Origin of the sequence: Streptomyces jumonjinensis, from assembly GCF_009600885.1 — a bacterium.
In the GTDB taxonomy this organism is placed as follows: domain Bacteria; phylum Actinomycetota; class Actinomycetes; order Streptomycetales; family Streptomycetaceae; genus Streptomyces; species Streptomyces jumonjinensis.
The window spans coordinates 1-11,263 of the sequence record NZ_VCLA01000108.1 but is presented as its reverse complement, the minus strand read 5'-3'; the positions used below and the strand labels follow the sequence as shown (position 1 = coordinate 11,263).

The 11,263-nt window shown below is 72.9% G+C and carries 13 protein-coding genes; 7 read left to right on the top strand and 6 right to left on the bottom strand.

What is annotated here, in order from left to right:
• Window positions 1-448: 448 nt before the first annotated feature.
• Window positions 449-1,330 carry an SDR family oxidoreductase gene (locus FF041_RS12695; protein ID WP_153522933.1) on the bottom strand — a complete coding sequence of 294 codons (882 nt, stop codon included), beginning with the start codon at window positions 1,328-1,330 and terminating at the stop codon, window positions 449-451.
• 2 nt (window positions 1,331-1,332) lie between these two features.
• Window positions 1,333-2,085: an SDR family oxidoreductase gene (locus tag FF041_RS12690; protein WP_153522932.1), complete on the bottom strand. Its 753-nt coding sequence runs from the start codon at window positions 2,083-2,085 to the stop codon at window positions 1,333-1,335.
• 48 nt (window positions 2,086-2,133) lie between these two features.
• On the opposite strand from FF041_RS12690, the gene FF041_RS12685 reads away from it, so the two are divergent.
• Genes FF041_RS12685 through FF041_RS12670 form a run of 4 tightly spaced genes read left to right on the top strand, consistent with a single transcriptional unit; the run spans window position 2,134 to window position 5,514 of the window.
• Window positions 2,134-2,883, top strand: a complete 750-nt coding sequence (locus tag FF041_RS12685; RefSeq protein ID WP_153522931.1) for an enoyl-CoA hydratase family protein — start codon at window positions 2,134-2,136, stop codon at window positions 2,881-2,883.
• On the top strand, window positions 2,880-3,722 hold the full coding sequence (locus FF041_RS12680) for a CoA transferase subunit A (protein WP_153522930.1): 843 nt from the start codon (window positions 2,880-2,882) through the stop codon (window positions 3,720-3,722). The genes FF041_RS12685 and FF041_RS12680 overlap by 4 nt, the downstream gene beginning before the upstream one ends.
• Before the next feature lie 11 nt (window positions 3,723-3,733).
• Window positions 3,734-4,468, top strand: coding sequence for a CoA-transferase subunit beta (locus FF041_RS12675; RefSeq protein ID WP_153522929.1), 735 nt, complete (start codon window positions 3,734-3,736; stop codon window positions 4,466-4,468).
• Window positions 4,468-5,514, top strand: a complete 1,047-nt coding sequence (locus FF041_RS12670) for an NAD(P)H-dependent flavin oxidoreductase (RefSeq protein WP_153522928.1) — start codon at window positions 4,468-4,470, stop codon at window positions 5,512-5,514. Before FF041_RS12675 ends, FF041_RS12670 begins: the two co-directional genes overlap by 1 nt.
• 182 nt (window positions 5,515-5,696) lie before the next feature.
• Here the strand turns inward: FF041_RS12670 and FF041_RS12665 are convergent, their stop codons facing one another.
• Window positions 5,697-6,107, bottom strand: coding sequence for a hypothetical protein (locus tag FF041_RS12665; RefSeq protein WP_153522927.1), 411 nt, complete (start codon window positions 6,105-6,107; stop codon window positions 5,697-5,699).
• Window positions 6,108-6,187: 80 nt separating this feature from the next.
• Here FF041_RS12665 and FF041_RS12660 point away from each other — a divergent pair, with 80 nt between their 5' ends.
• Window positions 6,188-7,045 (top strand): SCO6745 family protein, encoded by an 858-nt coding sequence (locus tag FF041_RS12660; RefSeq protein WP_323391809.1) that lies wholly within the window; start codon window positions 6,188-6,190, stop codon window positions 7,043-7,045.
• A gap of 45 nt (window positions 7,046-7,090) precedes the next feature.
• Here FF041_RS12660 and FF041_RS12655 read toward each other — a convergent pair whose 3' ends face one another.
• From FF041_RS12655 to FF041_RS12645, 3 genes are read right to left on the bottom strand one after another with little or no spacing between them, the layout of a single operon-like run.
• The gene (locus FF041_RS12655; protein WP_153522925.1) at window positions 7,091-8,248 is read right to left on the bottom strand and encodes an acetyl-CoA C-acetyltransferase; all 1,158 of its coding nucleotides are present in this window, start codon (window positions 8,246-8,248) and stop codon (window positions 7,091-7,093) included.
• Between the two features lie 17 nt (window positions 8,249-8,265).
• Window positions 8,266-8,877 (bottom strand): TetR/AcrR family transcriptional regulator, encoded by a 612-nt coding sequence (locus FF041_RS12650; RefSeq protein ID WP_323391808.1) that lies wholly within the window; start codon window positions 8,875-8,877, stop codon window positions 8,266-8,268.
• A gap of 40 nt (window positions 8,878-8,917) precedes the next feature.
• Window positions 8,918-9,733, bottom strand: coding sequence for an SDR family oxidoreductase (locus tag FF041_RS12645; RefSeq protein WP_323391807.1), 816 nt, complete (start codon window positions 9,731-9,733; stop codon window positions 8,918-8,920).
• A gap of 46 nt (window positions 9,734-9,779) precedes the next feature.
• Here FF041_RS12645 and FF041_RS12640 point away from each other — a divergent pair, with 46 nt between their 5' ends.
• Both FF041_RS12640 and FF041_RS12635 read left to right on the top strand, forming a co-directional pair.
• Window positions 9,780-10,964 (top strand): acyl-CoA dehydrogenase family protein, encoded by a 1,185-nt coding sequence (locus tag FF041_RS12640; protein WP_153522924.1) that lies wholly within the window; start codon window positions 9,780-9,782, stop codon window positions 10,962-10,964.
• Window positions 10,964-11,263, top strand: a 300-nt coding sequence (locus tag FF041_RS12635) for an acyl-CoA dehydrogenase family protein (protein WP_194292003.1), incomplete at its 3' end; no start/stop codon positions are given. The genes FF041_RS12640 and FF041_RS12635, both read left to right, overlap by 1 nt.

Genomic DNA, 11,263 nt, shown 5'->3' with positions numbered 1-11,263 from the left:
CGCTCCGGGGTGGTGCCGGGACTCATGATTTACGGCGCGTTTCCAGCCTGTCCGATGACGGGCCTCCTTCGCGCCACAAATCACGTTTTACGTCCCGGCACCACCCCTGCGCGGCCCCCTCCCACGAGACCCCTCAACCCGCCCAACCCGGACCGCGTGCCGAGCAGCGCGGCCCCCTCCACGAGACCCCAACCGCCCGCCGCCCATTCCAGGTGCCGGGGAGCGCGGCCCCCTCCCATGCGAGTCGAAACCGCCCGCCTGTCCCGGGTGGGCGGGCAGCGCGGACCCCCTCCCCTGAGACCTCAACCCGCCTATCCCCGGTGCCGGGCCGTGCGGACCCCTCCCGCCGTCGTCGTACGCAGGACCGTGCCCGGTGCGGTGAGACGGTCGGCTCGACCGCCCGCGCCCGTGACAGTCGACCGCCAACCCGGTCGCTGGGCAGCGCCGGTCACGTCGTGCCGTAGACCCGGGATGGAGTGCGGGCGCGGGTCAGCAAAGTGCGGGTCGCCGTGCCCGCTTCGGCCGGGGTCCAGCGGGACGGGTTCGTCGCCGTAGGGCCCGCGTGCCAGCCCTCCATCACCGTGATCCGGCCCGCCTCCGCCTCGAAGACGCGGCCCGTCACCCCCGTACTGCCCTCCGACCCCAGCCACACCACCAGCGGTGAGACATCCTCCGGCGGTGCGGTCAGCCCCGCGAAGGTCTCCTCCGTCATCCGGGTGCGCGCCGCCGGGGCGATGGCGTTGACCTGGACCCCGTACCGGGCCAGCTCCGCCGATGCGGTCAGCGTCAGCCCCACGATCCCCGCCTTCGCCGCCGCGTAGCCCCCCTGGCCGACGCTGCCCAGCAGCCCCGCGCCCGAGGTGGTGTTGACCACCCTCGCGGAGACCGCGCGGCCCGCCTTGGCCTCGGCCCGCCAGTGGGCCGCCGCGTGCTTCAGCGGGAGGAAGCAGCCCCGCAGATGCACCCGCACCACGGCGTCCCAGTCGTCGTCCGCGAGGTTCACCAGCATCCGGTCGCGGAGAAACCCCGCGTTGCTGACCAGCGTGTCCAGCCTCCCGAAAGTCTCCAGTGCGGTCGCGATCAGCGAAGCCGCGCCGGACGCCGTCGCGATGTCGCCGCCGTGGGCCACCGCGTCGCCGCCGCGGGCGCGGATCTCGGCGACCACACCGTCCGCCGGGGCCGCTGAGGAGCCCGCGCCGTCCAGCGCGGCCCCCAGATCGTTGACCACGACCTTCGCCCCCTCGGCGGCGAACGCCAGCGCGTGCGCGCGGCCCAGCCCCCGGCCCGCGCCCGTCACCGCGACGACGCGGTTCTCGCAGATTCCCGTCATGCTCAGCTCCCCTGATGGGCGTTGGACGCGTCGAGGAAGGCGGGGCGCTCCCCGCCGCCGTGCAGATGGAGCGCCGCGCCGCTGACATAGGCCGCGCGCTCCGAGGCGAGGAAGACCGCCGCGTCCCCCGCCTCCGACGGCTCCGCCAGCCGGCCCAGCGGCACCGTGCGGCCGACCGCCGCGACGCCCTCCTCGTCCCCGTAGTGCAGATGGGCCCGTTCGGTGCGGACCATGCCGAGGACCAGCGTGTTCACCCGCACCCGGGGAGCCCACTCCACGGCCATCGAGCGGGCCAGGCTCTCCAGTCCGGCCTTGGCCGCCCCATAGGCGGCCGACCCCGGCGACGACCGGCCGCCGCTGACGCTGCCGATCATCACGATCGAGCCCTGGGCCTCGCTGAGATGGCCGTACGCGGCGAGGGAGGTGGTCAGCGGGGTGACGAGATTCAGCTCGATCACCCGGGCATGGCCCGCCGGTCCGCCCTCGGTGAGAAGACGGTGCGGGGTGCCGCCCGCATTGTTGACCAGGGTGTCCAGCCGGCCGTGGCGGCGCACGACCTCGTCGAAGAAACCGGGGAGGGCACCCTGGTCGCGGAGGTCCACGGGCATGAACTCGGCCGTGCCAACCGCCCTTTCCGGCGGGCGGCGGGCGCAGATCACCACCCGGGCGCCCGCCCGCAGAAACGCCCGTGCGACGCCCGCGCCGACGCCGCGTGTGCCGCCCGTGACGACAGCGACCCTCCCGTCGAGCTCCATCGGCTGCTACCTTCCTCACCTAACAAATGTTTGGTGGAAAGGTAGCTCATGGGTGTGTCCACCGCGAGCCCCGTGGCCGGCGTCCACGTCGTCACGGCCGACTACCCTCCCGTCAACGCCCTTCCCGTCCAGGGCTGGCACGACCTCGCCGACGCGGTCCGCGCCGCCGGCCGGGACCCGGCGGTCCGCTGTGTCGTCCTCGCCGCCGAGGGCCGCGGCTTCAACGCCGGTGTGGACATCAAGGAGTTACAGCGCGACCCCGGCCACAGCACACTGCTCGGTGCCAACCGGGGCTGCGCCGACGCCTTCGCCGCGGTGTACGAGTGCGAGGTCCCGGTCGTCGCGGCGGTGCAGGGCCACTGCCTCGGCGGCGGCATCGGCCTCGTCGGCAACGCGGACGCCGTCATCGCCTGCGACGACGCCGTCTTCGGACTGCCCGAGCTGGACCGGGGCGCGCTCGGCGCGGCCACCCATCTGGCCCGGCTGGTCCCCCAGCACCTGATGCGCACGCTGTACTACACCTCGCGCACCGTCACCGCCCAGGAGCTGCACCGGCACGGCTCGGTCTGGCGGGTGGTGCCGCGCGCCGGGCTGGCCGCCGCCGCGCTGGAGCTGGCGGCCGAGATCGCCCGGAAGGACGGCGATCTGATCCGGCTCGCGAAGGCGGCCATCAACGGCATCGACCCCGTGGACGTGCGCCGCGCCTACCGCTTCGAGCAGGGGTTCACCTTCGAGGCCGCTCTCAGCGGGACGGCCGCCCGGGTCCGTGACACATTCGGGAAGGGAGAGGGCCCATGACCGACAAGACCATGACCGCCGACGAGGTCGTGGCGCGGCTGTGGAGCGGAATGACCCTCGGCATCGGGGGCTGGGGCTCGCGCCGTAAGCCGATGGCGCTGGTCCGCGCGCTCCTCCGGTCCCCGGTCACCGATCTCACCGTGGTCTCCTGCGGCGGCCCTGATGTCGGTCTGCTCGCCGCCGCGGGCCGGATCGCACGGCTCGTCACCCCCTTCGTCACCCTCGACTCGATCCCCCTCGAACCGCGGTACCGGGCCGCCCGCGAACGCGGTTCCTTCGCGCTCACCGAGATCGACGAAGCCATGTTCCTGTGGGGGCTGCACGCCGCCGCCAACCGGCTGCCGTTCCTTCCCGTACGGGCCGGGATCGGCTCGGACGTGATGCGGGTCAACCCCGAGCTGCGCACCGTCGTCTCCCCGTACGCGGACGGCGAGGAATTCGTCGCCGCGCCCGCGCTGCGGATGGACGCCGCACTGGTCCATCTCAACCGGGCCGACCGCCTCGGCAACGCCCAGTACCTGGGCCCCGACCCCTATTTCGACGACCTGTTCTGCGAAGCCGCCGACGCGTCGTACGTCTCATGCGAACGGCTGGTGGACGGGTTCACCGGGGCCGTGCCACAGACCCTGCTGGTCAGCAGGGTCTCGGTGACCGGAGTGGTCGAGACCCCGAACGGCGCCCACTTCACCTCATGCGCCCCCGACCACGGCCGCGACGAAGCCTTTCAGACGATGTACGCCACCACCCCGTGGGACGAGTTCGCCGAGCGGTTTCTGCATGGCGATGAGGAGTCCTATCAGGAAGCTGTTCAGGTCTGGCACGAGGAGCGACCCCGATGAAGGAACCGCCCATGGGTGTGAGCCGAGCCGAGTACTGCGTCATCGCCTGCGCCGAAGCCTGGCGCGACAACGGGGAGGTGCTGGCCAGCCCCATGGGCCCCATCCCCTCCCTGGGAGCCCGCCTCGCCCGGCTGACCTTCTCCCCCGATCTGCTGCTCACCGACGGCGAAGCCCTGCTGGTCGACGCCGACGGCGGCCTGGAGGGCTGGCTTCCGTACCGCCGCCATCTGACCATGGTCACCGGCGGACGGCGTCATGTGATGATGGGCGCGAGCCAGCTCGACCGCCACGGCAACCAGAACATCTCCTGCATCGGTCCGTGGGAGCAACCCGCCCGCCAGCTCCTCGGAGTGCGCGGAGCGCCGTCCAACACCCTCAACAACCCCGTCAGTTACTGGATCCCCCGGCATTCGCCCCGGGTGTTCGTGGAGCGGGTCGACATGGTCTGCGGCGTCGGATACGACCGGGCCGCCGCGGCCGGTCCCAGCGCGACCCGCTTCCACCGCATCCCCCGGGTCGTCTCCGACCTCGGCGTCTTCGACTTCGACACCCCCGACCGCTCGATGCGGCTCGTCTCGCTCCATCCCGGCGTCACCGTGGCGCGAGTGCGCGAGGCGACCGGGTTCGAGCTGACGGCCGGTGCGGACACGCCGTTCACCCGGCCGCCCACCGCGACGGAGCTCCGGCTGATCCGGGAGATCCTCGATCCGGACGGGGTACGCGACCGCCACGTCGGGGCAGCCTGATGGAGACCGCGCTCACCCGGCTGACCGGCGTACGGCACCCCATCGTGCAGACCGGCATGGGATGGGTGGCCGGACCCCGGCTGGTCTCCGCCGCCGCGAACGCGGGCGCGCTCGGCATTCTCGCCTCGGCGACCATGTCCGTACCGGAGCTGCGCCAGGCCGTACGCGAGGTGAAGTCCCGTACGGACGCACCCTTCGGGGTCAATCTGCGCGCCGACGCGGCCGACGCCCGGGAGCGGGCGCGGATCGTCGTCGAGGAGGGCGTACGGGTGGCGTCCTTCGCCCTCGCGCCGTCCCGCGAGCTGATCGCCGGGCTGAAGGACGCGGGCGTGGTGGTGATCCCGTCCGTCGGGGCGCGGCGGCACGCGGAGAAGGTGACCGCCTGGGGCGCGGACGCGGTGATCGTCCAGGGCGGCGAGGGCGGCGGCCACACCGGCGAGGTCGCCACGACCGTGCTGCTGCCACAGGTGGTGGACGCGGTCCCGGTGCCGGTGATCGCGGCGGGCGGCTTCCGGGACGGCCGGGGGCTGGTGGCGGCGCTCGCCCTGGGGGCCGCCGGGGTCGCGATGGGCACCCGGTTTCTGCTGACCTCCGACTCCACCGTCCCGGACGCGGTGAAGGCGCGCTATCTGGCCGCCACCGTGAAGGATGTGACGGTGACGACCGCCGTGGACGGGCTGCCGCACCGGATGCTCCGCACCGAACTGGTCCGGTCGCTGGAGAGCCACGGCCCCGCCCGCACCCTGCTGCGCTCGGTGCGGCACGCCGCCGCGTTCCGGAGGCTGTCGGGGATGAGCTGGGCGTCGATGATCCGCGACGGCCTGGCGATGCGCCACGGCAGAGAGCTGACCTGGGGCCAGACGCTGCTCGCCGCCAACACGCCGATGCTGCTGCGGGCCTCGATGGTCGAAGGGCGTACGGATCTGGGGGTGATGGCCTCCGGGCAGGTGGCGGGAGTCATCGAGGATCTCCCGAGCTGCGCCGAGCTCGTCGGCCGGATCATCGCCGAGGCGGATGACGTACTGCGCGCCCTGGGCCGGATGTGACAGTCGGATGGGACGGCCGGATGGGACGGCCGGATGGGACGGTCGGATGGGACGGTCGGACTCGTTGGGCGGATGTGTCGGACGGACGTTTCGGGCGTATGCGGGATTCCGGGCGGGTCCGCCGGGCGGCTTGCCCCCGCCCGGCGGACCCGATTCCGGTGGGCCCGATTCCGGTGGGCCCGTCAGCCGTCCGTCCCAGCCGGTGCGCGCGGCGGCGTGGGCACCGCCAGGACCGCCAGAGTCACGGCCCGGACGATCAGACCGCCCAGCAGCACCGTCATCAGATCGTCGGTCAGCAGTCCGAGCCCGAACTCCGCGGCCAGACAGGAGATCAGCAGCAGAATCATGGAGTCCTGCGCCGTCCCGGCGGCGGCCAGCCGGAGCAGCCGGCGCGGCGAAGCTCCGCGGATCTCGTCCGGGTGAGTGCCTATCAGCTGGTTGAGCAGCACGAACACCGCACCGGCGACGATCAGGGCCGACCCCGTGAAGGAACCGCCCTCCATGGCGAGGCCGGGGAGCACACCCACCGCCACGGCCACTCCGAGGTACGTTCCCAGCAGGTTTCTGTTCTTGTCGGCAACTCTTCTGTCCATAGAAGTGATCTTCGCACCTCATTACTACCACTGTGACCGAATGTGTGTCACTGATCACTTATTTCGGCACAATGCCTCTCATGGCAACTACCGCTGACACCACGACTGTCACTCCGCGTGATCTGTGGACCCTGTTCGAACCGATCCATGCCGTCACCTACTTCTCGCCGGAGGCGACCGGCGCATTCGAGGAAGCCGGTCTCCGCGGCTTCTGGCGCGGCTACTTCGCCGGCCGGTCCGCGCCGCTCGGGATGGCCGGCCCCGAGCCGGTCGCGGCGGCGTTCTGCTCGTACGCCCCCTCCATGGTGGCGCAGGCGCTGCCCTCCGTATGGGAGGTCGTCACCCCCGAACAGGCGCTGGACGTACGCCGGTCGGGGGCGCGGGCCGCGCTCGCCCGGCTGCTCGACGGGCAGCGGGAGGGCGTGGAGCGCGCCGCCGTGCTGCTCGCCGAGGCGGCGGGCGCGGCCGATCTCACCGGCCGGCCGCTGACCGCGGCCAACGCCGCTCTGCCCTGGCCCGACGACCCGCTGGACCGGCTCTGGCACGCGGCGACGATCCTCCGTGAGCACCGGGGCGACGGCCATGTGGCGGCGCAGCTCGTGGCCGATGTCGACGGCTGCGAGATCCTCGCCCTGCGGGTCGGGATCGATCTGCCGCGCAGCGAGCTCCAGCCCTATCGGGGCTGGAGCGACGAGGAGTGGGACGCGGCGGTGCGGCGGCTGGTGGGCCGGGGGCTGCTGACCGGGGACGGAAAGGCGACGGAGGCGGGCCGCCGCACCCTCGCGGGGATCGAGGAGGGGACCGACCGGGCGGCCTTCCGGCCCTGGGCGGCGGCGGATCTGCCGCGGCTGACCGACGCCCTGGAGCCGCTGGCGCGGACGGTGGCCGCGACGCTGCGCTTCCCCAACCCGATCGGCCTTCCGGAGCGTACGGGCTGAGCGGGCGGGGGCGCCCGGTCGGGGCGCCCCCTCCCGGGAGGGCCTTCAGAGCCGTTCGATGATCGTGACGTTCGCCTGGCCGCCGCCCTCGCACATGGTCTGGAGCCCGAACCGGCCGCCGCCGCGCTCCAGTTCATGGAGGAGGGTGGTCATCAGCCGGACCCCGGTCGCCCCCAGCGGATGGCCCAGCGCGATCGCCCCGCCGTTGACGTTCACCCGGTCCGGGTCCGCGCCCGTCTCCTTCAGCCAGGCCAGCACCACCGGGGCGAAAGCCTCGTTGATCTCGATGAGGTCCATCGCGTCGATGGTCATCCCGGTCTTCGCCAGGGCGTGGGCGGTGGCCGGGATCGGGGCGGAGAGCATCCGGATGGGGTCCCCGCCCCGGACCGAGAGATGGTGGATCCGGGCGCGCGGGGTGAGCCCGTGCTCCCGTACGGCCCGTTCGCCCGCGATGAGCAGCGCCGCGGCTCCGTCCGAGAGCTGGGAGGAGCAGGCGGCCGTGATGCTGCCGCCCGGGACGACGGGCGCGAGGGCGGCCATCTTCTCCAGGGTGGTGTCCCGGCGCGGGCCCTCGTCGGCGGCGAGCTCTCCGTACGCCACGGTCTCGCGGGCGAACCGGCCCTGGTCCAGGGCGCGGACGGCCCGCTGATGGGAGCGGAGCGCGTACTCCTCCTGGTCGCGGCGGGTGATGCCCCACCGCTCGGCGATCAGTTCCGCGCCATGGAACTGATCGACCGGCTGATCGCCGTAGCGGGCACGCCAGCCCGCGCTGCCCGCGAAGGGGCCCTGAGCGAGCCCGAGCGGTTCGGCGGCCTGCCGGGAGGCGAAGGCGATGGGGATCATGGACATGTTCTGGACGCCGCCCGCGACCACCAGATCCTGGGTGCCGGAGAGCACGGCCTGCGCGGCGAAGTGCACCGCCTGCTGGGACGATCCGCACTGCCGGTCGACGGTCACCCCGGGCACCTCCTCGGGCAGTCCGGCGGCGAGCCAGGAGGTCCGGGCGATGTCCCCGGCCTGCGGGCCCACCGTGTCGAGACAGCCGAAGACCACGTCTTCGACCGCCGCCGGGTCGACGCCCGTGCGCTCCATCAGCGCGGTGAGCACATGGGCCCCGAGATCGGCGGGGTGGACGGCGGCGAACCCTCCCCCGCGCCTGCCCACCGGGGTGCGTACCGCTTCGACGATATAGACCTCGCCCATCACGACTCCCTGAATGCTCAACTGCGTACGGCGATCCCGTCCAGCACCATCGACAGATACTGGCGGGCGATCTCCTCGGGGCTGTGCTGTCCGCCCGGCCGGTACCAGGACGCGGCGACCCAGACCGTGTCCCGGACGAAGCGGTAGGTCAGCCGGATGTCCAGATCGGCGCGGAAGACCCGGTCGGCGACTCCGCGCTCCAGCGTGCCGAGCCATGCCTTCTCGAACTTCAGCCGCGATTCGGTGAGGTAGTGGAAGCGGGGCTGGAGGGCGAGCTGACGGGACTCCTTCTGGTAGATCGCGACGGCGGCGCGGTGCCGGTCGATCTCCCGGAAGGACTCGGTGACCAGCGCCTCGACGGTCTCGCGGGGGCCGAGCCCGGCCGCGAGCACGGCGTCGTACCCCTCCCAGAGCTCATCGAGGAAGGTGGCGAGGATCTCGTCCAGCATCGATTCCTTGGAATCGAAGTGGTAGTAGAGGCTTCCGGCGAGCATGCCCGCCTCGTCCGCGATCCTGCGGACGGTGGTGGCGTTGTAGCCCTGGGCGGCGAACACCTCGGCGGCGAGGCCGAGGAGTTCGCCACGGCGCTCGGGGGAGGCTGTCACCTGGTTCTTCTTCTTGTTCGGCACCCCTTCATTCTCCGCCTGTTCATGCTCCGCTCCGGCCCGCTCACGGGTGCCGGCTGCTGACGGAGACGACCTCTCCGGTGAGATAGGAGGAGTAGTCGCTCGCCAGGAAGACGATGGCGTTGGCGACCTCCCAGGGCTCGGCGCAGCGGCCGTACGCCTCTCCGGCGGTCAGCTCGGCGAGGAGTTCGGGGGTGGTGACCCGGGCCAGATGGGGATGCATGGCGAGGCTGGGGGCGACCGCATTGACCCGTACGCCGTACTCGGCGGCCTCGACGGCGGCGCACCGGGTGAGCGCCATGACCCCGGCCTTGGCCGCCGCGTAGTGGGCCTGGCCTGCCTGGGCACGCCAGCCGAGGACGGAGGAGTTGTTGACGATCACTCCGCCGCGCCCGGTGGCGGCGAAGGAGCGCAGGGCGGCGCGGGTGCAGCGGAAGGTGCCGGTCAGGGTGGTGTCGAGGACGCCGCTCCACTGGTCGTCGGTCATCTCGGTCAGGGGCGCGGTGCCGCCGAGACCGGCGTTGTTGACGACGATGTCGAGCCCGCCGTGCTCCTCGGCCGCCTTGTCGAACAGCGCCCGCACCTGGGTCTCGTCGGTGACGTCGCAGGGCGCGGCGGCGACGGCGCGGTCGCCGAACTCCCCGGCGAGCGCGGCCTCGGCCTGTCTCAGCCGGCGGGTGTGGGCGTCGCCGATGACCACGCGCGCGCCCTCCTCCAGGAATCTGCGGGCGGTCGCGCCGCCGATCCCGGCTCCGGCCGCCGCTGTGATCACGGCGGTGCGCCCGGCGAGCAGTCCGTGTCCGGGCACATAGCGGGGCGCTGTGCGATCCCCTTGCCGCGCCGCCCTGTCGTCCGTCACCCCGGCACGTTAACCTACCAAACACTTGTTAGGGAAGGGTGTGCCCATGGATCTGCACTGCTCCCCCGAGGACGACGCTTTCCGCGCCGAGGCCCGCGCATGGCTCGCCGCGCATGTGCCCCGTACGCCACTGCCGTCGCTGGAGACCCGGGAGGGCTTCGCGGCGCACCGCGCCTGGGAGGCGGAGCTCCGCGCGGACCGCTGGTCGGCGGTGTCCTGGCCGAAGGAGTACGGCGGCCGGGGCGTGGATCTGTTCCGCTGGCTGATCTTCGAAGAGGAGTACTGGGCGGCGGACGCGCCCGGACGGGTCGCCCAGAACGGGATCAGCCTGCTCGCGCCCACCCTCTTCGGCCATGGCAGCGAGGAGCAGCGGGCCCGGGTGCTGCCGCCGATGGCGAGCGGCGAGACCGTCTGGGCGCAGGCGTGGTCGGAGCCGGAGGCGGGCTCGGATCTGGCCGCGCTGCGCTCCCGGGCGGACCGTACGGCCGGGGGGTGGCTGCTGACCGGGCGGAAGACCTGGTCGTCGCGGGCGGCTTTCGCGGACCGGGCGTTCGGGATCTTCCGTAGTGATCCGGGGGCCGGGGCGCCGCACCGGGGGCTGACCTATCTGATGTTCGATCTGTCGGCGCCGGGGGTCACGGTGCGGCCCATCGGGCGGCTCGACGGGAAGCCCGCCTTCGCGGAGCTCTCTCTGGACCGGGTCTTCGTCCCCGACGAGGACGTGATCGGGGAGCCGGGGCAGGGGTGGCGGATCGCGATGTCCGCCACCGGGAACGAGCGGGGGCTCACCCTCCGTTCTCCCGGCCGCTTTCTGGCGGCGGCAGAACGTCTGGTGCGGGAGTGGCGGGCGGGGCCTGCGCCGCAGAGTCCGGTGGACGATGCGTTACGGGACCCGGTGGACGGTACCGCCGCGCTGCGGGAACGGGTCGCGGACGCGGTGATCGGGGCGCGCGCCTACCAGCTGTTCACCTCCGCTGCGGCCTCCCGCCTCGCGGCGGGCGAGGCGATCGGCGCGGAGGCCAGCCTCAACAAAGTCTTCTGGTCGGAGTACGACATCGCGCTCCATGAGACCGCGCTCGATCTGCTGGGCGAGGGAGCCGAGTTCGCCGACACCGCGTGGGCGGAGTGCTATCTCTTCGCACTGGCGGGCCCCGTCTACGCGGGGACGAACGAGATCCAGCGCGACATCATCGCCGAGCGGCTGCTCGGCCTGCCGAAGGGCCGCCGCTGATGCGCTTTCTGCCGACGGAGGAGCAGGCGGCGTTCACCGGTTCGCTGGACGCGATGCTGTCGGCGGCGGATGTGCCGCGCGCCGCCCGGGCCTGGGCGGCGGGCGACCACGCCCCGGGCCGGAAGCTGTTCGCCCGGCTGGCGGACGCGGGGCTTTTCGCGCTGGCCGTGCCCGAGGCGTACGGCGGGGCCGGGCCGCTGCCGGTGGAGCTGGCGCTGGCCTTCGTCGAACTGGGCCGCCATGCCGTGCCGGGCCCGCTGGCGGAGACGGCCGCGGCGGCGGCGCTGCTGGCGGAGTGC